Annotated in this window: 20 protein-coding genes; 6 read left to right on the top strand and 14 right to left on the bottom strand. The window is 53.6% G+C overall.

The genetic code is table 11. The features are described 5' to 3' along the window. Position 1: 1 nt before the first annotated feature. The 7 genes from ROJ03_RS10105 to ROJ03_RS10075 form a co-directional block, all read right to left on the bottom strand. The gene (locus ROJ03_RS10105) at positions 2–841 is read right to left on the bottom strand and encodes a phosphatidate cytidylyltransferase (RefSeq protein WP_313726927.1); all 840 of its coding nucleotides are present in this window, start codon (positions 839–841) and stop codon (positions 2–4) included. Further along, positions 838–1,536: a polyprenyl diphosphate synthase gene (gene uppS / locus ROJ03_RS10100; RefSeq protein ID WP_313726926.1), complete on the bottom strand. Its 699-nt coding sequence runs from the start codon at positions 1,534–1,536 to the stop codon at positions 838–840. Before uppS ends, ROJ03_RS10105 begins: the two co-directional genes overlap by 4 nt. Next, entirely contained in the window at positions 1,537–2,091 is a 555-nt protein-coding gene (gene frr, locus ROJ03_RS10095) for a ribosome recycling factor (protein WP_313726924.1), read from the bottom strand. A 59-nt stretch (positions 2,092–2,150) separates the two neighbouring features. After that, positions 2,151–3,002, bottom strand: a complete 852-nt coding sequence (tsf, locus tag ROJ03_RS10090) for a translation elongation factor Ts (protein WP_313726923.1) — start codon at positions 3,000–3,002, stop codon at positions 2,151–2,153. A gap of 11 nt (positions 3,003–3,013) precedes the next feature. After that, a complete protein-coding gene (rpsB, locus tag ROJ03_RS10085) occupies positions 3,014–3,916 on the bottom strand; it encodes a 30S ribosomal protein S2 (protein ID WP_313726922.1) in 903 nt (300 codons plus the stop codon). Positions 3,917–4,015: 99 nt separating this feature from the next. After that, positions 4,016–4,603 (bottom strand): Maf family protein, encoded by a 588-nt coding sequence (locus tag ROJ03_RS10080; RefSeq protein ID WP_313726921.1) that lies wholly within the window; start codon positions 4,601–4,603, stop codon positions 4,016–4,018. Beyond that, a complete protein-coding gene (locus ROJ03_RS10075; protein ID WP_313726920.1) occupies positions 4,587–6,542 on the bottom strand; it encodes an ABC-F family ATP-binding cassette domain-containing protein in 1,956 nt (651 codons plus the stop codon). The genes ROJ03_RS10080 and ROJ03_RS10075 overlap by 17 nt, the downstream gene beginning before the upstream one ends. Before the next feature lie 111 nt (positions 6,543–6,653). On the opposite strand from ROJ03_RS10075, the gene aroE reads away from it, so the two are divergent. After that, complete coding sequence (gene aroE / locus ROJ03_RS10070; RefSeq protein WP_313726918.1) at positions 6,654–8,138, top strand: shikimate dehydrogenase; 1,485 nt, start codon at positions 6,654–6,656, stop codon at positions 8,136–8,138. Here aroE and ROJ03_RS10065 read toward each other — a convergent pair whose 3' ends face one another. From ROJ03_RS10065 to ROJ03_RS10045, 5 genes are read right to left on the bottom strand one after another with little or no spacing between them, the layout of a single operon-like run. Then, entirely contained in the window at positions 8,139–10,040 is a 1,902-nt protein-coding gene (locus tag ROJ03_RS10065) for a hypothetical protein (protein WP_313726917.1), read from the bottom strand. Next, positions 10,028–11,689 carry a DNA repair helicase XPB gene (locus tag ROJ03_RS10060; RefSeq protein ID WP_313726916.1) on the bottom strand — a complete coding sequence of 554 codons (1,662 nt, stop codon included), beginning with the start codon at positions 11,687–11,689 and terminating at the stop codon, positions 10,028–10,030. The genes ROJ03_RS10065 and ROJ03_RS10060 overlap by 13 nt, the downstream gene beginning before the upstream one ends. After that, positions 11,686–12,738 carry a chorismate synthase gene (gene aroC, locus ROJ03_RS10055; protein WP_313726915.1) on the bottom strand — a complete coding sequence of 351 codons (1,053 nt, stop codon included), beginning with the start codon at positions 12,736–12,738 and terminating at the stop codon, positions 11,686–11,688. The genes ROJ03_RS10060 and aroC overlap by 4 nt, the downstream gene beginning before the upstream one ends. 1 nt (position 12,739) lies before the next feature. Continuing rightward, positions 12,740–13,270, bottom strand: a complete 531-nt coding sequence (locus ROJ03_RS10050; protein ID WP_313726914.1) for a shikimate kinase — start codon at positions 13,268–13,270, stop codon at positions 12,740–12,742. A gap of 2 nt (positions 13,271–13,272) precedes the next feature. Then, positions 13,273–13,746, bottom strand: coding sequence for a hypothetical protein (locus ROJ03_RS10045; RefSeq protein ID WP_313726913.1), 474 nt, complete (start codon positions 13,744–13,746; stop codon positions 13,273–13,275). Positions 13,747–13,810: 64 nt separating this feature from the next. Here ROJ03_RS10045 and ROJ03_RS10040 point away from each other — a divergent pair, with 64 nt between their 5' ends. Beyond that, entirely contained in the window at positions 13,811–14,962 is a 1,152-nt protein-coding gene (locus ROJ03_RS10040) for a deoxyguanosinetriphosphate triphosphohydrolase family protein (RefSeq protein WP_313726912.1), read from the top strand. 1 nt (position 14,963) lies between these two features. On the opposite strand, the gene nrdR is transcribed toward ROJ03_RS10040, so the two are convergent. Next, entirely contained in the window at positions 14,964–15,428 is a 465-nt protein-coding gene (gene nrdR, locus ROJ03_RS10035) for a transcriptional regulator NrdR (protein ID WP_313726910.1), read from the bottom strand. A 235-nt stretch (positions 15,429–15,663) separates the two neighbouring features. Here nrdR and ROJ03_RS10030 point away from each other — a divergent pair, with 235 nt between their 5' ends. Genes ROJ03_RS10030 through ROJ03_RS10020 form a run of 3 tightly spaced genes read left to right on the top strand, consistent with a single transcriptional unit; the run spans position 15,664 to position 17,512 of the window. Next, a complete protein-coding gene (locus tag ROJ03_RS10030) occupies positions 15,664–16,323 on the top strand; it encodes a hypothetical protein (RefSeq protein ID WP_313726909.1) in 660 nt (219 codons plus the stop codon). Beyond that, entirely contained in the window at positions 16,313–16,804 is a 492-nt protein-coding gene (locus ROJ03_RS10025; protein WP_313726907.1) for a nucleoside-triphosphatase, read from the top strand. Before ROJ03_RS10030 ends, ROJ03_RS10025 begins: the two co-directional genes overlap by 11 nt. Positions 16,805–16,816: 12 nt before the next feature. After that, the gene (locus tag ROJ03_RS10020) at positions 16,817–17,512 is read left to right on the top strand and encodes a queuosine precursor transporter (protein WP_313726906.1); all 696 of its coding nucleotides are present in this window, start codon (positions 16,817–16,819) and stop codon (positions 17,510–17,512) included. On the opposite strand, the gene ROJ03_RS10015 is transcribed toward ROJ03_RS10020, so the two are convergent. Further along, entirely contained in the window at positions 17,505–18,311 is an 807-nt protein-coding gene (locus ROJ03_RS10015; protein WP_313726905.1) for an inositol monophosphatase family protein, read from the bottom strand. The two genes, ROJ03_RS10020 and ROJ03_RS10015, sit on opposite strands and share 8 nt — an antisense overlap. 43 nt (positions 18,312–18,354) lie before the next feature. Between ROJ03_RS10015 and mfd the strand changes: the two genes are divergently transcribed. Continuing rightward, entirely contained in the window at positions 18,355–21,645 is a 3,291-nt protein-coding gene (gene mfd / locus ROJ03_RS10010) for a transcription-repair coupling factor (protein ID WP_313726904.1), read from the top strand. Positions 21,646–21,647 lie beyond the last annotated feature (2 nt).

Genomic DNA, 21,647 nt, shown 5'->3' with positions numbered 1-21,647 from the left:
CTTAGAACAGGATCAGCAGCAGCCAGTACACCGGGGCACTGGCCAGCAAGGAGTCGATGGAGTCCAGCAACCCCCCTCTGCCAGGGATGAGATTGCCACTGTCCTTGACGTTTGCAGCCCGTTTGAAGGCACTTTCGATAAGGTCCCCAATGTTGGCGCTGATGCTGGTGAACAAGCCGAGCAGGATGGCCTGGAAGATGCCTACATCTTCCTTGACGCCCGGGACGAAATAACAGAAGAGGAAGGAAAGGATGACCGTGCTAAGCGTACCCCCCACAAACCCTGCGATGCTTTTGTTGGGGCTCACCTTGATGATCCCCTTGTTGTTCTTTCCCAATGACATGCCAAACAGGAAGGCAAAGACATCGTTGCCAAATACCAGCAGGAAGAAAAGCAGCAAAAACGCAGATGGATGGGCCAGGGAGCCGATGCGGAGGATGAAGGTTATCAACAGTCCCGGGTAGATGAGGAGCAGTGCAGACCCTCCAATTCTGGAAAATGTCTTCTTGTATTCATCCTTGGGGCCCGAGGAGAGTTCGGTGGAGAATATGACCAGGGCCAGTACCACAAGGGTAAGTTCGATGAGGGGGAGATTTGGGAAGAATGTCATCTCGAGCCACTGAGCAAAGGGAAGCAATGCAACAGTCCAGCTGGGAAGGTTTACCCGTGCTCCTTCAGCCTTGAGGTAGAGTGCCTTGAGTTCCATGGTTGCCAGAGATGCTGTAAGCATGGCAAGCAGGGCAAGGGCAAGATACCCATAGTGGGGGAGAAAGAAGATGATACTGAAAAGGGCTGGTACCGCGATTACAGTGGTCAGGATCCTTTTTGCAAGTGAACTCATTCTACACCCCCGAATTTACGGACACGTTGCGAGAAATCTTTGCAGATTGATTGCACATCATCTGCTTTCCAGTCTGGCCAGAGTTTTTCATAAAAGCCCAGTTCTGCATATGCACTGTCCCAGAGCAGGAAATTGCTCAAACGTCTTTCGTTTGCGCTACGTACTATCATATCGACAGGTGGGACCTGCGGCAAGTCCAAATGGGAACGAATGTCAGCCTCGGTGATCTCCTTCTGGGGATCGTCAGCCAGGCATCGCCTGACAGCTCTGCAGATTTCATTCTGTCCACCATAGTTGATGGCCAGGATGCAGGAGATGGTAGTGTTGTTCTCCGTAGCTTTGACAGTGGAATCGATGACGGACCTGACCTCTGGGGGAAGCCCATTCAGGTCTCCACAGACAAGGACACGTATGCCATGCTTGTTGTAGAAGGAAAGTTCCCCATGAAGCTTGGAAACGAGCACGCTCATGAGGTAGGAAACCTCCTGGCTGCTCCGTTTCCAGTTCTCCGTGGAGAAGACATAGAATGTGACAAACCCGATGCCGAGCAACGAGGCTTCCTTGATGACCCTCTTGAGGGCCTTAAGCCCTTCAAGATGGCCTGCAGTCCGGGGGAGGGCACGTTTCTGTGCCCATCTCCCATTTCCATCCATGATGATGCCAAGGTGCGTAGGAACTACGGGTTTCTCTTCCATCTAGATCTCCATGATCTCCTTCTCCTTATCGTCGGTGAGGGTTCCCACCTCAACAATATAGGAGTCGGTCATTTTCTGGATCTTGGCTTCAGCATCCTTCTGTTCGTCTTCGCTGATCTCGCTGGACTTCTGCAATTTCTTCAGCTCGTCCATCGCTTCACGGCGCACATTGCGGATGGCAACCCTGCTCTGTTCGGCAGTTGCCTTGGCACTCTTTACCAGGGTCTTTCTCCTCTCTTCGTTCAAAGGGGGGAAATTGAGGCGGATGAGCTTGCCATCATTGTTTGGGGGAAGGCCGAGGTCACTTTTCAGGATGGCCTTCTCGATGGCCGAGAGGATGCTCTTGTCCCAAGGCTGGATGACGATCATCCTGGCTTCAGGGACACTGATGGTAGCGACCTGGTTGATAGGAGTCTCATTACCATAGTATTCGACTCGAATCTTATCCAGAAGGGAAGCGGAAGCGCGACCGGTTCTCAAGGAAGAGAAGTCCTTCTCAAGACTCTCAAGACTTTTTTGCATCTTGCTTTCGCAAATTTCTAATACCTGTAGCATACAAATCTCCAATAGGACAACCGCTCACAGAGTGAGCGGTTGGAATGAATCGATGGACTTTAGGCTTCGCAGGAAGCGGCCCCTGCGACAACAAAGGTGTATCCGGTAATTTCGATCTTACCCCCAACAGCCTTGCTGACTTCAGCAGCCTTCTGCTCAACAGTCATTGAGTCATCCTTGACGAATTTCTGCTGGAGAAAGCAGATGTCTGCAAGGTGTTTGCTGAGCTTGCCTTTCACAATCCCTTCAACAACCTTTGCAGGCTTGCCGAGGTTCGCTGCCTGGACAGTGAAAATCTCGTTCTGCTCTGCAATATAGGCTGCATCGACTGAGGCTGTGTTGAGGTAGGAGGGGGTGAATGCTGCGACGTGCAGTGCACAGTCATTGGCAAACTCCTTCACCAGCTCGTTGTTGATAAGCTCTGCCTTGTCGGCCTTGAACGTAACAACAACACCAAGAGAGCCTTCACCGTGGACATAGCTGGAAGCGAACTCATTCTTGCCGAGGGGGAGAACCAGTACCTGCTTGAGGGACATGTTTTCCTTGATGACAGTGATGAGGTCATTTACCATGCCCACCAACTCGTCATTGATGGCGGTATAGCCTTTCTCGATGACAGCGGTAAGGACACTCTCGCCAAGTTCTGCAAACTGGTCATTTCCTGCAACAAAGTCGGTCTCACAGGTGAGCTGTACAATTACGGCCTTGTCAGCAGTTGTCCTGACAAATACACGACCGTTGTTGGTTGCCCTATCCTGTCTCTTTCCGATCGCTGCAAGACCCATTTCCTTCAGAATCTTGTTGGCGCCTTCAAAATCGCCATCGGCCTTGATGAGGGCCTTCTTGCAATCCATCATGCCTGCGCCAGTGGCGTCACGTAGTCTTTTTACATCTTCAGCTGTAATAGCCATACTTGTTCTCCTTAGTCCTTGTACAGGGTCTCTTCGTCGACAGTGATTCCATCATCCTCGTCAGCGACTTCCTCTACAACAGGGCTTGCCTGCTTTGCCTTTTTCTCTTCAAACTTGGAGAAATCAGCATCCTCATCAGTTGAGAATACAATCTCCTCTTCCTCTTCCTTTGCAACGGAGTTGTCAGAAGCATCGTCCTCGTTTCCGAGAGTCTCGATGATCTGGATACCTGCTTCATTGTCGGCATCGATTACTGCATTGGCAATGATCTCGACAAAAAGGCTGATTGCGCGGATAGCATCATCATTGCCCGGGATGGGGTAGGTGATGTCAGTAGGGTCGCAGTTTGTGTCTACAACGGCAATTACAGGGATTCCAAGGCGTTTTGCCTCTTCAACGGCAATAGCTTCCTTCTTGGTGTCAATGATGAAGATTGCACCGGGCAGGTCCTTCATGTCCTTGATACCGCCAAGGTTCTTCTCAAGCTTGATCTTCTGCTTGGTGAGCAAGGAGACCTCTTTCTTGGTCAGGGATTCAAAGGTACCATCCATTTCCATCTTCTCAATTTTCTTGAGGGTAGCGATGGATTTCTTGATGGTGGTAAAGTTGGTCAGCATACCGCCAAGCCAACGATTGTTGATAAAGGGCATTCCGCAGCGTTTTGCTTCGGTTTCGATAGCCTGCTGGGCCTGCTTCTTGGTGCCGACAAACAAAACTGACTTGCCTTGTTTGACAACTGCACGTACTGCATCATAGGCTTCGACGATACAAGCAGAGGTCTTCTGCAAGTCGATGATATGGATTCCATTTCTCTGGCTGAAGATAAAACGAGCCATCTTTGGATTCCATCTTTTGGTCTGGTGACCGAAATGCACGCCTGATTCGAGCAGGCTCTTCATGGTTACTACGGACATAATCCTCCTGTCTGACTGCACAGCCATACATCGTACGGTTTTGTGCGTCACCCTTCATCTATTACTCACCCCCGCAGGGGCGGATATTCTGCGCCATCACTAACGGGCACAGTCGCAAGCCAGTATTTCAGAAATTTGTAGAAGTGGCAAGCCTATTACCGTATTTAGATCACCTTCGACCTTCGATACCAGCTCTTTTCCCCTCTCCTGGATCCTGTAGGAACCGGCGGCTCCTTCCCACTCTCCAAGGTCAAGATACCTTTCGATCTGCTGCTCGTCGAGGTCCTTGAAGAGCACTGTGGCCGAGTCGACCCCATCGTATACCCTGTTGTTGAACCACAGGGCCCAACCCGAGTGTACCTCCTGGCTTTTGTTGCTGAACAAGAGCAGCTGCTCTTTTGCCTCCTGGCGGCAGGAGGGCTTTCCGATGAGCTTGCCATCGCACCAGACCAGGGTGTCGCAGGTGAGGATCGGCACGGCAACCTTTGCATGGGTGGACAGGTATGCCTGGAGTTTTCGCTTTGCCAGCAGATGGACAGCCTTTGCCGGGTCTCCTTCCTGATGGCTCTCGTCACACTGGGTTGGCTCGATGGATACCTCAAGGCCCATCTCCTGCAGCAGCCTTTTTCGGGCAACCGACTGGGAGGCTAGGACCAGGGATGGAAAGAAGTCAAGAAGTATAGCCAAGGCTAGCCTCCAGATTTTCTGCTTCCTCATTGAGGGAGAGCCATGTTTCCTCACTCTTTTCCAGTGTTGCCTCAAGCTTGGCCTTGGCATCGAAGAGGGCCTTTATCTTGGCCGCATCGCTGTAGTTCTCCTCAAGTGCCATCGCATGGTCGACCTCCAGGATCTGCTTTTCAAGCCTCTGGTGCTCCCCAAGCAGCGTCTCGCTCTGCCTTCTCAGGGTGGCAAGGCGGTTTTTCTGTTTGTTTGCTTCCTTGTAGGAGAGGGCAGCTGCAGGAGGTTCTTCTGTGCCTTGCTGTGCCTTGGTCTCCTGCTCTGCCTCTACCTTCTCCTTTTGTTCCAGCTTGTAGGAGAAGTAGGAGTAATCCCCATCGAAGAACTCAGGGGCGTCGGTATCGGTCAGATAGAGGATCCTTGTGGCGATATGTTCAATGAAGTGTGCATCATGGCTGACGAAGATCATGGTGCCGTCATACTGCTTTAGGGCCTCAAGGAGCATCTGCTTTGCATTGATGTCCAGGTGGTTGGTAGGCTCATCCAGAATGAGCAGGTTGACCGGATGCAGGAGGATCTTCAGCAGGGCGAGCCGGCTGCGTTCGCCTCCACTGAGCACCGAGACGCTCTTGAAGACATCGTCGCCGCTGAAGAGGAAGGATCCTAGATAGTTGCGCAGCTTGGGCTGGTCGCTCGTGGCCGCAATGCTGCTGACCTCCTCGAGGACGGTCAGCTCAGGATTGAGGGTCTTCTCGGTGTCCTGGGCAAAATAGCCTATGGTCACTCCACTGCCAAGGCGGATGATGCCGTCGTAGGAGCTGTCTTCGCCACAGAGCATCCTCAGGAGGGTACTTTTTCCCGACCCGTTCTTTCCGGTTACCGCAAGCCGCTCCCCCCGTGTTACCAGAAAGGTGAAGTCATCAAAGATCTTCTGTTCGCCATAGTGTTTCTTCAGGCCGTCGACTATAAGCACATCGTTGCCGCTATGGGGGGCGGGGGGGAAGGAGAAGGAGAGTTGTTTCAGATGGGAGGGGACCTCCACCATCTCGATCTTTTCCAGCTGCTTGATCCTGCTCTGCACCTGCTTGCTCTTTGTCGCCTTGTACCGGAACTTCTCGATGAACTGCCCGGTTTTTTCCAGCTTCTCCTGCTGGAGCCTGAAAGCAGCCTCAAGCTGTGCTATCTCCAGCTCCCTCTGGGCCTGGTACTGGGTGTAGTTGCCGCTATAGCGGGTGAGTTTCCCAGCAAAAAGCTCAAATACCTCATTGACGCTCTCGTCAAGGAACGCCTGGTCGTGCGACACGATCATGAAGCCGCCTGCATAGACCTTCAGGTAGTTCTTCAGCCAGTATCTTGCCTCGATGTCCAGGTAGTTTGTGGGTTCATCGAGCAGCATGATGGTCGGATGCTCGACCAGCACCTTTGCCAAGGCTATGCGCATCTGCCATCCACCTGAGAACTCCAGGCACTGTCGATGGAGGTCGGTCTGTGCGAATCCCAGACCTGCAAGGATCCTTTCGATCTTTTCCTTCCGTGAAAAATACCCCTCCTCAAGCAGCTGGTCCTGTATGGCTGAGAGCCTTACGAGCAAAGGGTAGGTATTCTCCTCCTCACTGGAGAGGGAGAGCTGGTGCTCAAGTTCTTTCTTTTCGGCGAGGATCTCGTCAAAGCGTTGGTATCCCCGCTCAACTTCTGAATATACGGTACCTTCCTCAAACAGGATGTCGCTTTGCGGCAGGTAGGAGATGCGAAGAGAGCGGGTCATGCTCACCTGCATGGAGTCTGCAGCCATCTGGCCGCTGAGAACCTTCAGAAGGGTAGACTTGCCGCTTCCGTTACCACCGGTGAGTGCACTACGGCTTTTTTCAGTCAGGGTAAAGGAGACATCCTCGAGAATATCCCTGTCTGCAAAAGCAAGGTGCATGCTTTGTACCTGTAACGTTGCCACTATACTACCCCTTTCTCTAATCGGGTGTTGAAATACCCGTTATTTGACGTTATGATAACTCTAACACAAGCAAGTGTTCTAGGACAATCCACCCAATCCAGGAGGTATATAGTGCTTTGCCTTACCCTTACCGGCTCTACCCTAGAGGAGAACCGGGCCCTGGTCCAACAAAATAGGAAGTGGATTTCCCTTGCCGAGCTTCGGCTCGACTACCTTCAGGCCGACGAGCAGAAGATTGCTTCTTCATTCCCTTCCACCGTAGATATACCTGTCATCCTCACACTCCGTCGCCAAAGTGACGGGGGAAAGTGCACACTCTCTGAAAAACAGAGGCTGCAAACCCTCTATGAGAGTGCAAAAGGGGATTTCGCCTTCGTTGATATTGAGGAGGACGTCAAGAAAAGTGACCTGAAGTTCAAGGACCCCCTGTTTGAGAACAAGGTTGACTTCGAACTCTCCCTCAGGCAGAGGGGGGTGAGGATCATCAGGTCCTTCCATGACTTCACCTGCGTCCCTGCTGATATCTATGGCCGCATCTCCAAACTGGCAGCAAAAGGGGATATCCCCAAGGTTGCCGTAACCCCGAAGAGCATGATAGACGTCATTGCGCTCTTCAGGGCCCAGCAGGAACTTTCGTCCATCAAGGAGAAGATCATCATCGGGATGGGGGAGTTCGGGGTCTGTACCCGTATCCTCTACAAGAAGTGTGGTTCGATGCTCTCCTTCTGCTCTGCAGGGGAAGGGGCGCCGGGCCAGCTTTCCGCCCAGGTAATGAGTGAGCTCTATAGGGCAGACAAGCTGGATGAGAAGACCCATGTCTTTGGTATCATCGGAAACCCGGTCTACCATACCGCCTCACCCAGGATACACAACCCGGGTTTTGAGGCCATCCACTACAATGCAGTCTACGTTCCCTTCCTCGTCGATTCGGTGCGCGCCTTCTTCAAGCTGGCTGAGATGCTGCAGATCCATGGGTTTTCCGTAACCGTCCCCCACAAGCGGAATGTCCAGCCCTATCTGGGGCGTATAACGCGAGAGGTCAAGCAGATCGGGGCGTGCAATACCGTCACCAGGATCCAGAACATGTGGAAGGGGACAAACACCGACTACTACGGCTTTCTTGCGCCCATTGCCGATGAGATCGCCCAAGGTTCCATCCGCACGGCCCTCGTCATCGGAGCCGGGGGTGCAAGCAGGGCGGTTGTCTGGGCACTGCACAACCACGGTGTCAAGGTAACCATCATCAACCGGAGTGTGGAGCACGCGAAGTTGCTCTCTGACGAGACGATGAGCAGTTTCGACTCTTTGGAGCATTGCAACCGGTATAGTGGGGCAGTGGATTTGGTCGTACAGACAACCAGCGTAGGAATGGCCCCCAACCTTGACGAGGACCCGGTTCCCTCATTTGTATTCTCTGGGAAGGAAATAGTCTATGAACTGGTCTACCAACCTAAGGAGACCCCCTTCTTCAGGCGGGCCACCCAGGCAGGGTGCCACGTCATAGGAGGTGCCCAGATGCTCATAGAGCAGGGCAAGCTCCAGTTTGAATCCTTCACTGGATACCACTATCCCCACTGGGTACACCCGGAGATCTGACTAGACGAGATGGTAGCGAAGCTGCCTTACGAGAAAGATCTTGCTTACCGGGATGATCTTCACTTCCCGGTTGGGCATCACTGAGGCCTTCAGCAGGGCTTCCTTCTGGGGGGTGTAGGCAACCTCAAGGGCCTGGACAATCAGCTCCTGGTCGGTGAGCTGCAGCTGCAGGGCAATATTGTTCTTGCCCACCGCATTGCGACAGAGCCCTACCTTGCCCTGATAGTCAAACCCTCCGGCCTCAATGGTCCCATTCACCACCTGGGGAACTATCTGTTCCTCCACAAGAATCATCCTTGCCTTGTACCGCTGCTCGATGTCCGAACGTTGGGCCTTGGTCAAGGTGGCCTTTTCGATGGCGCTCTGGATGGTACTCTCCCTTTTCTGCTTTTCCTGTTCCAGGATGACCGGTGTCGTGATGGTGACCTCCCGAAGGTTGCTGTCGCGTACCAGCTGTTCAAAGAGGGGGTTGTCCTGCTGCCCGACAAGTTCGACACGCTCTCCGGCTCGTCTGGTTGGGACAAGGACTCCGCTGGAGACAAGGATATTCCTCCAGACTTGCTCGCTGGAACGCTTCATCAGAAAGATATTGTTTGCTATGACGGCAACGATGTGCTCCTGCATGCTCTCAAGGTTTTCCATCAGGCGCGTTACCCGCTCTTCGGTCGAAAGGACTATCCCGTCATAGATGGTGATCTGGCCGTAGCGTTCGCTGGTGATCTTCAGCAACTTCAGGATCGATTCGCTCATCATCGGATAGCTGTTGAGCTTCAGGTAGTCCCGCACCTGCTCCCATTCGAGGTTGTTGTCCAGTCCTCTGGTAAAGCTTTGGGGTGTTACCTGGTAGCTGGTCTGCCTGTCCAATACCGCTAGGTCGGAGAAGCGGTAGAGGATGTCATCCTCCTTGCAGCTGCCGCTGTAGCTGACGGTGTTGTCGCTGTCGATGACCAAGGTAGAGCGTCCGGTATCCTCCTCGATGTGGTTGGCATACCAGATGTCATCCAGTGCGATCAGGCCCCAGATGCTCATGCTGTCCAGAAAGGAGGACCTATTGCTTATGCCTGCCTTGAGGGTGAGGGTCTTGACCAGCAGCTTCAGCGACTGTGCGTCAAAGGAGCCCAGAGTCTGGAGAAAGGCAATGAGGGTATTGGCAAAATGCGCTGCCTTGCCCCTTTCCTGGCTTGGGAACCCTTCGGCGATGAAAAGGCAGAGCAGTTGCCGGTCATTGAGGGTGAGTAGCCTATGGGCCTTCTCATGGTTGATGGTCACCCGTTTCTCGCCTGTAATGATACACAGCCGCCCCAGGGCCTCCCCGACAAGGGTGAACAGCTGCTTCAGCTGCTCTTCTCCATAGGCTGGGAAGAGGGGAGCATACTCATCACGGAAGGCTAGACGGCCATCCCTTTCGATGATGTTGAGATAGGCCCGGACAAATTCAGTCGAGCAGTAGGCTCCGTTCCTGCAAGGCTCCGCCGACTCCCCAAGCAGGGGCTTGAGCGAGCATATCGTGCGCAACTCTTCCTCGAAGAGCGGGTTGAAGATGAGCGAGCCCCCGTCGTTGAGCAGGATCATGCGTTCCTGTAGGTTGGACACCCTGCGCACCAGATTGCCGTAGCTCCACCGCCCTTCGAGCAGGGATAGGATGTTCTCTCCGGTAAGAGGGCCGGCAATGTTGACGAGGCTGAGGATGACCAGGTCCATCTCGTCGATGAGGTTGAGCACCTTGTCCTGGATTTCAGGCTGGCAGAAGAAGTTGCACAGCTTGATGGTCAGGGCAGGCTTATGGAAAGGGGTGCTGATCAGCCCTAGATAGTTACGGGCGAGGTAGAAGTAGTTTTCCTCTGAGTATCTGTTGAGTAAGGTCTTGAAAGCCTCTTTGGCATCTTCTGTCAATTGTTCCACACCTCAATTTCATAGGAGTAGCCCTGCTCAGCAAGGAACTTCTGTCGGTTTGCCGCAAACTCCTCTTCATTGGAGTAGCGTGTTACGATGGAGTAGAAGAAACTTGAACGGTTCTTTGGCCTGAGGATCCTTCCCAGACGCTGAGCCTCTTCACTGCGGGAGCCGAAGGTACCTGATACCTGGATGGCAACGGAGGCATCGGGAAGGTCGATGGCAAAGTTGGCGACCTTGCTCACCACAAGGATATGGATCTCTCCCTCCTTGAAGGCACGGTAGAGTTCCTCCCGCTTTGCATTCGGGGTGCTTCCCGTGATGATGGGAAGGCCAAAGAGTGCGGCGATGGTTTCCAGCTGCGAGATGTACTGGCCGATGATCAGGATGAAATCATCCGGGTGTCGGCTTACCAGATCCTTTACCACATCGAGTTTCAGCGGGTTCTCGCTTGCCAGGCGGTATTTTTCCCGCTTGTTTCCCAGGGCGTAGGGAATCTCCAGGTCGGTGGGCAGGTCGACGCGTACCTCATGGCAGTAGGCTTCCGCTATGAAGCCCTGCTGCTGCAGCTCGTTCCAGGGAACATCGAACCGCTTGGGACCCACCAGGGAGAACACCTCGTCTTCACGCCCGTCCTCACGCACCAAGGTTGCCGTAAGCCCTACCCGGTAGACTGCCTGCAGCTCTGCGGTGATCTTGAATACCGGGGCCGGCAGCATATGTACCTCATCGTAGATGATCAGGCCCCATTCGCCCTTGGTCAGCAGCTCCAGGTGTGGAAATGGCCCTTCCTTGTCAGGGCGGTAGGTGAGTACCTGGTAGGTGCAGACCGTAACATCCTTTGGATCCTTCCTTTCGCCTGTATACTCGCCGATCTGCTCAGCCGAGAGGGTTGTCTTGTCGAGGATCTCATCCCTCCACTGGTGGACGGCGGCAATGTTTGTGGTCACTATGAGGGTCTTGGTCTGGAGGATGGACATGATCTGCATCCCTACCACCGTCTTGCCTGACCCACAGGGCAGCACGATGGTGCCATAGCCGCAACCAGGACCAAGGTCGCCGAGCAAGGCCTGGGCTGCCTGCTTCTGGTAGTCCCTGACGACGAGGCTCCTGCCTCCAAGGGTTGTCTCTCTCAAGCCCATGGGGATAGGGATCCCCTTTTCCAAGGCGATGCGGTCATCGACAGGGTAGCCGAGCTTGATGAGCTGCAGCTTGATCTCCCCGCGGTTGTATTTCTCCAGCAGGAACGAGTTCTCGTCATTGGCTATGAGCATCTTTGCTATGTTCTTGCGTGCTGTCAGTTCGGCCCGGATCTTCGCTTCCTTGATGTAGAGCAGATAGTACATGGGGTCTTCACTTCCCATGAGCACCACCTTGCCAAAACGGGTTGCTATGTCCCTGACATAGAAGAGCACACTCTCTCCGACTGGAAAGCGCGACCAAAACTGGATCCTTTCACAGATGAAGGCGCTGCTTACCCCGCTTGAGGCGGCATTCCACAAGGAGATGGCGCTGAGGGTATAGGTGTGCACATGTTCCGGGCTCTTGACCAGTTCACAGAATTTCATCAGGTCTGACCGGCACGCTTCGCTATCCTTGTGGTGCACATCGAGCAGAAGGGTCTTGTCGCTCTGGACTATGAGGGGTTTGTCGTTCATTTCTGTTTCCCGAATGCTGTGTACCAGAGGTCGAGCAGGGTAATGGCAACCATCGCCTCCACCACCACCACAGCTCGTGGGCAGATGCAGGGGTCATGCCGTCCTTCGATCAGCAAATCGGTGGTCTTGTTCTGCTTGTCTACGGTCTGTTGGCTCTTGCCTATGGAGGCTGTCGGCCTCACAGCGGCCTGGAGGATGACCTCCTGTCCACTGGAAATGCCGCCTAGGATTCCTCCGCTGTGGTTGGAGAGGAACCCGTCACTGGTCCTTTGGTCGTTGAATTGGCTGCCTCTCATGGTTGCACAGGCAAAACCATCACCGAACTGAACGCCCTTGATGGCCCCTATGCTCATCACCGCATGGGAGAGCAGGGCCTGCAGCTTGCCAAACACTGGTTCCCCCAGTCCGGCAGGAAGGCCGGTGACCCTACACTCGATGATCCCCCCGATACTGTCCTTCTCCGAACGCACCTGATCGATGAGGGCCGCCATCCTGATGGCAGCCTCCTTGTCAGGGCAGGTGAGGGCGTTGTCACACTCTTCCCAGTTTCGTTTGGTGGCAACCACCGGGCCTACCTGTACGGTCCCTCCAAAGATTGCGATGCCCTTTTGGGCAAGGATCTGCTTGGCTACACCACCTGCGGCGACACGGGCACTGGTCTCCCTACCTGAGGACCTGCCGCCCCCACGGATGTCCCGCACCCCATATTTCTTGAAGAAGGTCCAGTCGGCATGGCCGGGACGGAAGACATCCTTGAGGTTCGAATAGTCGTAGGAGCGTTGGTTGGTATTGTAGAGTATCATGGCAAGGGGGGTTCCTGTGGTCAGGCCCTCATACATTCCCGAGAGGATCACCAGCTCATCCTGCTCGTTCCTTTCGGTTCCCAGCGGGTTGGCCCCAGGCCTGCGGCGGGACATCTCCCTCTGCAGCTGCTCGATGTCGAGGCAGAAGCCTGACTGGATGCCGTCGATGATGACCCCGAGCCCCTGACCATGGGATTCCCCGAAGGTAGTGACGGTAAAAGATGAACCAAAACTATTGTGACCCATGCTATAACTCCTCAGAAAGTCTGGAAAAAAGGAACTCTGCCGTATCGCGGATATCGGGATAATCTGGTAACTCTACCACAATATCGGAGAATTTTCCATAGAGTTCATCCCGACTCCTATACAGGGTGGAAAAAGAGAGCTCCACATTCTCTGGGTCGAGGAAGGGAGGGACGCCTCCGACAAGGATACGCCTGAGGAGGACCTTCTCAGGGACCCTCAGGTAGATGACCTTGCCCCGGCTCTTGATGAGGGAGACCAGCCTTTGGTTGTCACACGCCCCGCCTCCCAAGCTGATGATGCAAGGCTGAGGGTTCTTCCTGAGGTAGCCTTCTAGGACAGACTTTTCCTTTTCCATGAAGGCCTCTTTGCCTTTGGCTGTATAGAAAGAACGTATTGAGGGGAAGCCGGGTATCTCTTGTAGGATGAGCTGGTCGTTGTCCTTGCAGGACAATCCCATCTTTTTGGCTACCAGATTGCCCAGGCTTGTCTTTCCACTGTGCTTGATCCCACAGAAGAAGAGTATGGTATCCATAATCATGTCCTGTCGAAGAGGTCTGTCCACTCGCTGTTGTAGGCTTGCAGCAGGGGAACGCGTGCCGGTGCATTTGCATAGTAGGCCTTGCGGCGGTGTTGCTTTCGCTCGTAGGTGATGCGCTCGGTCTTCAGTTGGTAGCGCGCCTCATGGAGGTTTTTTCTGACCTGTTCATGGTGGTAGTTAACCTTGACGGTTTTCTTGAGTGCAAAGTGGAAGGTGACGATCATGGCATACCAGAACAACGAAAGCAGAAGCGGCTGGAAATCCATGTAGGTATACCGTCCAACCTTTGCAATTCCCAGCGAGGCTATGTCATAGAGCCTCAGTGCGTTGGGGCCTAGCAGGAAGACGGTGACAATGAGGGGAATGACCCAATAGAGCCCCTGTCGGGAAAAGAGAAACCTAAGGCAGGCAGCAAATGCCAGAAAATTCAAAAGTAGACAGAAAATAGGTAATCCATAGGTTTCTACCATGATGCCTCCGCTTTCCAAGGGTGTTCTCCTATGATACCATAGCTACACTATTTGGGGAATAACTATGGAAATGACAAACAAGCTGGATATTGGACTGCTGCAACAGCGAACCCATGAACGGACCAACGATGTACGGGGTGCATACTACCGGGACACCACCGCGATCATCCACTCATCTCCATTTCGGAGGCTCAAGCACAAGACCCAGGTCTTCTTTGCCCCGAGCAACGACCACATCTGCACCCGTATGGAACACTGCCTGCATGTGGCTTCCATCGCCTCCACCATCTGCAGGGGCCTCTCTTTGGACACTGAGCTCGCCTGGGCCATAGGAATGGGCCATGACCTTGGCCATACACCCTTTGGACACACGGGGGAGAAGATCCTCTCCGCCCTGATGGAGGGCCAGGGATTCCCCAAGTTTGAGCATGAGCTGAACAGCCTGCGTGTGGTCGACTTCCTTTCTGAGCATGGGCGGGGGCTGAACCTCACCTACGCTGTGCGCGACGGGATTGCCTGCCACAACGGGGAACACCTGGTGCAGATGATACAGCCTACCTTCCAGATCAAGGACCTCTCCCATATCGTATCGAGGAAGGATCTGCTCCCCACCACCTATGAGGCGGCCGTGGTGAGGTTCAGTGATTCCATTGCCTATATCGGAAGGGACTTTGAGGACGCCTCAAGGCTCAACATCGTCAATGCCAACCAGTTGCCCTCCCTGGTAAGCTCCCGTCTGGGCAGGACCAATGCCCAGATCATAGATACCCTGGTCAGCGATGTCATCGAGCACTCGTCAGAGGAGAGAGGCATCAGCTTCAGCGACCACTGCTATCCTGCCGTTGAGGCGATGATCGCATTCAACTATGCCTATATCTACAAGAGCCCCTTGCTTGAGGGGTATGAGCGGTATTTTACCCGCCTGCTCACCCTCATCGTCGATTACCTGAAGATGCTGCTAGAGAGCTATGGATTTGAGGAGCAGGGGTATGTCTCAGAGAAAAACATGCTCGCCATGGGATTCTACCACCATCTCATGGAGATGCAGGAGAGCTATATGGAGCATGATGGTTCGCTCAGTCGCCTGGTATACGACTACGTTGCCGGGATGAGCGATAATTTCTGCCTGGATTGTGCAAACGAAATCCTCAAGCCCGAACACCTGAACGATTCCATCGAACTCTCGCTTACCGGCAAATGGTTTGATGCGCGCTAGGCTACTGCAGTTCCCGTCCCAGCTGTTGGATCTCGGCAATGAACTGGGTCAGGTCATCGAAGGCTTTGTAGACTGCCGCGAAGCGAACATATGCAACCAGGTTCACCTCTTTCAGCTGCTTCAGGGTTTCGTCCCCGATGTCGGAAGAGGTTATTTCACGCTTGGAACCGACTTTGAGCATGATGGCATCCTCAATGTTGTGCAATAACGTTTCCACACTGCTCTCCGGTATGTCCAGCTTGTCGGTACAGGTACGGATACCCCTTCCGATCTTGTTCAGGTCAAACCGTTCGCGTCTTCCGTCCCGCTTGATCACCATCAGGGGCTTGTCCTCAATCTGCTCATAGCTGGTGAAGCGATAGCCGCAGCTGTTGCACTCTCTTCTTCTTCTGATGGATGTTCCGCTGGCATTCTGGCGGGACTCCAGGACCTTGTCGTTCATCTCATCACAATGGGGACATCTCATGGCGATCCTCCTAGGTCCAGTATAGTTCCAAACAGGGGATTTTACAATCGTCTAGTGTTTTTTTGGGCTATTATATGGAGAATTTAGCTGGGAAAAACACTAGGCAAAGCATAAAAAAAGTAGAAAACCCTCTGGATGCCTATGCTTGGTATGTACTTCATCTCACATTTGTTTGACAACTTGTTGCAAAAATACTTATCTTGTGATTATAATAACATATCGCAAGGAGCAAAGAATGGCAGAATCGGTCAGTAGTTGTGTCAAACGAATCGTGGACAAGTCCCCCTTCATACATGAGATGCTCATCAGTGGCATCCTTTCATTCAGCAATTATGCCCAGTCGATCCTGCCTGAGGTTGAGAAGTCCTATGGCAAGGAGGTGAAGAACGCCGCAATTGTCATGGCCCTCAGAAGGTACGGTGATGAGCTGAAGAGCCGAAACCAGAAGGAAGTGCACAATACCGTGGAATATGGCATTGTGATGAAGACCAACATATTTGACCTGAACCTGGTCAGGCGAGACAGCTTCATCAGCAAGCTCGGCGCCCTGTATGGCCAGATCTCTACAGAGAAGGGTGATTTCTTGAACATTACCCTGGGAAGCCATGAGGTTTCGCTTGCGGTAAGCGAGAAATACAGGCATCTGGTAACGGAGCTTGCAAAGGAAGAGGAGGTCCTGCATGAGATGGAGGACCTGGTTGCCCTCTCACTGGTGTTTACCGGGGATTTCCTGCAGACCCCCGGGGTGGTCTATGAGGCGGTTCGTCGCCTTGCATGGGAGCAGATCAACGTGATCGAGATTGTCTCAACCATGAATGAGCTTACCTTTGTCATCAAGCGGGAGGATTCCATGAAAGCCTTTGATGTGCTGCAGAGTTTTCTTGGTGTCCAGTAAGCAGATAACCCTGATAGTCGGCGAACGGGACAGCGGCAAGACAACGACCCTGCTCTCCTTGCTCAGGGAGAGGCATCTTCGGCCAGAACAGCTTTGTGGCTTTGTATCCCTTGCCAATCAGGAAAAAACCTGCTATAGACTGAAAGACCTCTTTTCGGAAGAAGCACGGTTGGCCCTGTACGTGTCCGACATACCGTTCGCAACCAGGCTTGGGAAGTTTACTGTTGACGAATCGGCCTTTGCCTGGGCCAATGAACAGCTCCTGCAGAGACTTCCTGCTGCCACCTTGGCTGTATTCGACGAGCTTGGAAGGTTTGAGCTACAGGGTGGGGGTTTTGACCCTTCCTTCAGAATGGCGTTGGCAACTCCAGGCTTGGATATTTTGGCTACCGTCCGTTCTCCCTTTCTTGAAGAGGTCATGCACCATTATGCACTCGATCGATATACCCTGTCGTGCATCAGGTGCCAGTACACAACGTGAGGATAGTCGACGATGAATGAACTCCTATGGTTTTTGCTCCTGGCTCTGGATTTTGCAGCGATCATGTTCGCCTTTAGGTTCTGGGGAAAACTGGGGCTGTTTGCCTGGATCCCGATCAGCATCATCCTGGCAAATATCCAGGTAACCAAGAATGTCCAAATCTTTGGCCTGGAAGCCACCCTGGGAAACATTGTCTATGCCACCAGTTTCCTGGTAACCGACATCCTCAGTGAGATATATGGCAAGAAGGAGTCCAGCAGAGCTATCAGGCTGGGTTTCTTTGCCCTGCTTTCCATGACGGTCCTCATGCAGGTGGCCCTGCTTTTCCAGCCTTCCTCTTCCGATATCGCAGACCCTGCACTGCATACCATCTTTGGCCTGATGCCCCGCATCGCCATGGGCTCGATGGTTGCCTATCTGGTGAGCAACACCCACGACATATGGGCCTATGATTTCTGGAAGGCCAAAAAACCAGGGAGAGGGTACCTTTGGCTGAGGAACAACTTCAGCACCTTTGTCAGCCAGCTCATCGATACCCTGATCTTCACCTTCATCGCATTTTGGGGAGTCTATCCCCTCTCCGTACTGGTCCAGATACTCATCAGCACCTTTGCCCTGAAGTGGGTTGTCGCCATTTTTGATACCCCGTTCATCTACCTGGCCAGGGCCTGGCATGAACAGGGCAAGATTCCTGCCTCCTCTATCTAGAGGGGAGGATCTTGGCCATCTCGGCCCTGCATGCCTTGGTGCCCGCATAGAAGGAGAGGCCGAAGGGTTTGCGTCGGAGCACGAAATCGTCATCGTAGACAAACTCGCTACCGTCCACATACTCTATGTCCATCCCCAGGGCCAACAGGACTGCATGGCTTGCCGTAATATCCCAGACATAGCAGCTTTGGTTGATGCATCCCTGGATGTGTGAGTAGATCGCAGGGGCGAGCATGTGCAGGATGCTGCTGCCAAATATTCGGATCTTCCCATAGAAATGGGAAAAATCCATCAGGCGCTGGCCACTGGATCCCATGGTTATCTGCTCCGGTATGTCCTTGTCTCCATGGGCCTCAAAGAGCTCATCGTTGAGCAGGACCCGCTTGCCCGGGTCGAGGCGGACAAAGAGCGAATCACTTCCCACCCCCCATCTTGGAGCCGCTATATAAGCCCCTACAGGTTTGCGGTTCCTGTCAAGGATTCCCAGGGCAACAGCCCAGCAAGGCAGTCCTTGCGAATAGACATCGGTGCCGTCGATGGGGTCAAGGACAAAGGTGCAAGGGGCGTCTTCATCAAACTCGGTGAGTGTCTCCTCGCTGATGATATTCGCTTCTGGGAAAAGGGTTTGTACGACATCGATGATGCGCCTGGAAATGGTGAGGTCTGTCTCTGTTATGACCGTTCCGTCCTGTTTGTAGGAGCGGGTAATCTCTTTTTGCTTCTCTTGTGCATAGAGGCCTGAGGAACGGACGGCTTCTGCGAGTATGTCAAGTTTTTCACTGTCAAGTTGTAATTCCATTCTATTGCATAACCTTCTTGCTCATGATAGGGTAGTGGCGCTTATGCAAATGCCAATAGCCACCGTTGTCCAATCGTATATCAAAAGTAGTCCTGCCTACAAGGCGTATGCCACAGGAGCATCATCACTCGCTATCCAGGGGTTGGAGGGCTACCCGCTGGCGCTTTTTTTGCGCTTGCTTAGCCGCAGGGAAAAGAAGCGGATCTGGGTGGTCTGCCCTACTGAGGAGAGTGCCCTTGCCTTGCTGAAGGATTGTGGCTTGCGCGTCGATGCAAAGTCGGTCATGCAGACCCCCCTGAGCATGGATGAGGTCAAGACCATCTACCTTCCCAGCCATGGGAGGAAGCTCTACTCCTCATTCAGTGGTGACGATATCGAATACTCCCAGCTCAAGCGGCTCAATTCCATCAAGGATTGCACCCATGGCATCATAGTCACCCACCTCAGGCCCTTCGTAAGCCCGGTTGTATCCCCAACGGCCCTCAACGATGCAAACCTCACCATACGGGTGAATGCACCTTTCGACCCCATTGCACTTTCCTCCGAGCTGGCCAATGCAGGCTATCTCAATACGGTTGCCACCTCTGCCCCTGGTGAATTCACTGTCCGCGGTGAGGTGCTCGACATCTATCCCTATGAAAGTGACACCCCCTTCAGGATCTACGCCGATTGGGACAAGGTGGGGAAGATCAGCTCCTACGACCCGATAACCCAGGAAACCACCGCCAAGATTGACCGGTTTTCCATCTCCCTGGTTGATGCCGCCAATGCAAAGCTCCTTGCCTCCTCTATCGAGGAGTACTTTGCCAAGGATGACTATTTCTGCTTTGTGGGTGACCAACGGCTGGCCACCAGCTACCATAGCCTCACCCTGGAGGCAAAGGCCCTCTACCGGGAGGCCTTCCTGGAAGACCGGAATTCCCTGAAACCCGATGAGCTTCTCTTCGACTTTCCCCAGTTCCAGAAACAGGCTACAAGAGCCCTCACCCTCCTGGACATCACAGGACAGAAAGCGGGTGCCTATTCGTTTGATATCGGCGGGCCCCGTTCCTATTTTGGGAACTTTGTCCTGCTGAAGGATGAGTTGAGAAGCTTGGAGAAAAATGGGTGGCAGGTGACGGTCTTCACCGAAAACAACCTGCAGAAACAGCGCCTTTCCCAGATGCTTGCGGAGTTCCCGTTTCTCCAGTGGGAGAACCAGGAGATAGCCGGGGGCTTCTCCATCCCCAGCGAAAAGGTCATAGCAATCTGTGAGCATGAGATCTTCGGCCGCAGGCGCCAGGTGGTCAAGACGCTGCAGCATACCCAATCCTCCCCCCTTGACTCGTTCGTCGACCTCAACGAGGGCGACTATGTCGTCCATGTGAACTACGGGGTAGGCCAGTTCGTCAAGATCGACCGCGTCTCCAGCTTTGACCGCGAGCGTGACTTCATCAAGATCGCCTATGCCGATGGCGAACTGCTCTATGTCCCGATCGAACAGGCCAACCTGATCCAACGCTACATCGGCAGTGAACAAGGTGTCCCCAAAAAGGACAAGCTTGGAGGACAGGGTTGGGAGAACAAGAAGGCAAAGGCCAGGAAGAGCGCAGAGGATCTGGCCAAGCATCTCATCAGCCTCTATGCCAAGCGCAAGAACAGTGTCGGCTTTGCCTTTCCCAAGGATACCGACTGGCAGCTCCAGTTCGAGGCTTCCTTCCCCTTCGACGAGACGGCCGACCAGCTTACCTGCATAGAGGACATCAAGGAAGACATGGAGAAGCCGATGGTCATGGACCGCCTGGTCTGTGGGGATGTCGGCTACGGAAAGACAGAGATAGCCTTCAGGGCTGCCTTCAAGGCTGTGATGGGAGGCAAGCAGGTTGCCTTCCTTGCCCCTACCACCATCCTTGCCGAACAGCACTATGACAACTTCATCAAGCGGGTGGGGACCTTTCCCATCAGGTGTGCCCATCTTTCACGCATCGTGCCGAAGAAAGAGCAGAAGCTCTCCTTGTTGGCCGTGGCCGAGGGGAAGGTGGACATCCTGTTCGGCACCCATAGGATCCTGCAGAAGGATATCCTCTATCGTGACCTCGGCCTGTTGGTCGTCGACGAGGAACAGCGTTTCGGTGTCAAGGACAAGGAACGCATCAAGAGCCTCAGGACGAGCATCGACTCGCTCTCCCTCAGTGCCACCCCGATCCCCAGGACCCTCTACATGTCCCTGCTCAAGATCCGTGACATGTCACTTTTGACCACCCCTCCCATTGCCCGTATGCCTATCAAGACAAATATCGGTGAGTACGATGAGTACATCATCTACAAGGCGATACGGGAAGAGGTTGCCCGCGGTGGACAGGTCTTCTTCCTCCACAACAGGATCGAGACCCTTGACCAGGTAGTGATGCAGCTATCGCAGAATCTTCCCGAGCTTATCATCGAGAGCGCCCATGGCCAGATGGACAGCTCCCAGCTGGAAGATACCATGCGTCGATTTGTCCATCAGGGCATCCAGGTCCTGGTCTCGACGACCATCATCGAGAACGGTATCGACATCCCCAACGTAAATACCATCATCATCGACCGTGCCGACCGCTATGGCTTGAGCCAGCTCTACCAACTGCGGGGAAGGGTCGGGCGAAACGACCGACAGGCCTACGCCTACCTCTTCTACCCCCAGGGCAGTGCCTTGAGCGAGATTGCAGTGAAGCGGCTGAAGATCATCAGTGAGAATACCGAGCTTGGGTCGGGCTTCAAGGTCGCCATGAAGGATATGGAGATCAGGGGGACAGGAAACCTTCTGGGCAGGGAGCAGAGCGGCCAGCTTGCCTCGGTGGGACTGGACATGTACATCAGGATCCTTGACGAGGCCATTGCCGACCTACAGAAGAGTGGGGAGAGCGAGAGGGAGAAGGAAGTATTCCTGGAACTCGACTACACCGGTTTCATCCCCGATTCCTACATCAAGGCCCCCACGGTCAAGTTCGATATCTATCGCAAGATATCCTCCATAGCCGATGAGAAACAGCTGCAGCAGCTCAACAGTGAGCTGGCGGACAGGTTCGGCCCACCCCCTGAGGAGGTAGCAAACCTCCTCTATATTGCGGAGATCAAGATACTCTGCAGAAAGCTATCCATCATCCATCTTACAGACCGTAAGGGGGTTGTCACCCTGGAGTTTGGTAGGGTAGCGAAATTGAATGTCGATAAGGTGATGGCCCTCATAGCCCTGAGCAACAGGCGTGTCACCATCGACCCCAGACGGATGAATTTCATGCATATGAAGATTGATGCAGTCTCCCTGAAGGACAAGGCCCTGTTCCTCATGGAGCAGCTGCAGAGACTGTTGTAGGA

It is taken from the genome of Sphaerochaeta sp. PS (assembly GCF_032144095.1).
Classification (GTDB): Bacteria; Spirochaetota; Spirochaetia; order Sphaerochaetales; family Sphaerochaetaceae; genus Sphaerochaeta.
The sequence above is the reverse complement of the archived record's forward strand: the minus strand, read 5'-3'. Positions and strand labels throughout refer to the sequence as shown.

What these genes read in the sequence shown, in the direction of transcription:
- ROJ03_RS10105 (WP_313726927.1), bottom strand. Translation starts at nt 841, where the DNA reads ATGAGTTCACTTGCAAAAAGGATCCTGACCACTGTAATCGCGGTACCA.
- uppS (WP_313726926.1), bottom strand. Translation starts at nt 1,536, where the DNA reads ATGGAAGAGAAACCCGTAGTTCCTACGCACCTTGGCATCATCATGGAT.
- frr (WP_313726924.1), bottom strand. Translation starts at nt 2,091, where the DNA reads ATGCTACAGGTATTAGAAATTTGCGAAAGCAAGATGCAAAAAAGTCTT.
- tsf (WP_313726923.1), bottom strand. Translation starts at nt 3,002, where the DNA reads ATGGCTATTACAGCTGAAGATGTAAAAAGACTACGTGACGCCACTGGC.
- rpsB (WP_313726922.1), bottom strand. Translation starts at nt 3,916, where the DNA reads ATGTCCGTAGTAACCATGAAGAGCCTGCTCGAATCAGGCGTGCATTTC.
- ROJ03_RS10060 (WP_313726916.1), bottom strand. Translation starts at nt 11,689, where the DNA reads ATGAACGACAAACCCCTCATAGTCCAGAGCGACAAGACCCTTCTGCTC.
- aroC (WP_313726915.1), bottom strand. Translation starts at nt 12,738, where the DNA reads ATGGGTCACAATAGTTTTGGTTCATCTTTTACCGTCACTACCTTCGGG.
- ROJ03_RS10050 (WP_313726914.1), bottom strand. Translation starts at nt 13,270, where the DNA reads ATGGATACCATACTCTTCTTCTGTGGGATCAAGCACAGTGGAAAGACA.
- ROJ03_RS10045 (WP_313726913.1), bottom strand. Translation starts at nt 13,746, where the DNA reads ATGGTAGAAACCTATGGATTACCTATTTTCTGTCTACTTTTGAATTTT.
- ROJ03_RS10040 (WP_313726912.1), top strand. Translation starts at nt 13,811, where the DNA reads ATGGAAATGACAAACAAGCTGGATATTGGACTGCTGCAACAGCGAACC.
- nrdR (WP_313726910.1), bottom strand. Translation starts at nt 15,428, where the DNA reads ATGAGATGTCCCCATTGTGATGAGATGAACGACAAGGTCCTGGAGTCC.
- ROJ03_RS10030 (WP_313726909.1), top strand. Translation starts at nt 15,664, where the DNA reads ATGGCAGAATCGGTCAGTAGTTGTGTCAAACGAATCGTGGACAAGTCC.
- ROJ03_RS10020 (WP_313726906.1), top strand. Translation starts at nt 16,817, where the DNA reads ATGAATGAACTCCTATGGTTTTTGCTCCTGGCTCTGGATTTTGCAGCG.
- ROJ03_RS10015 (WP_313726905.1), bottom strand. Translation starts at nt 18,311, where the DNA reads ATGGAATTACAACTTGACAGTGAAAAACTTGACATACTCGCAGAAGCC.
- mfd (WP_313726904.1), top strand. Translation starts at nt 18,355, where the DNA reads ATGCAAATGCCAATAGCCACCGTTGTCCAATCGTATATCAAAAGTAGT.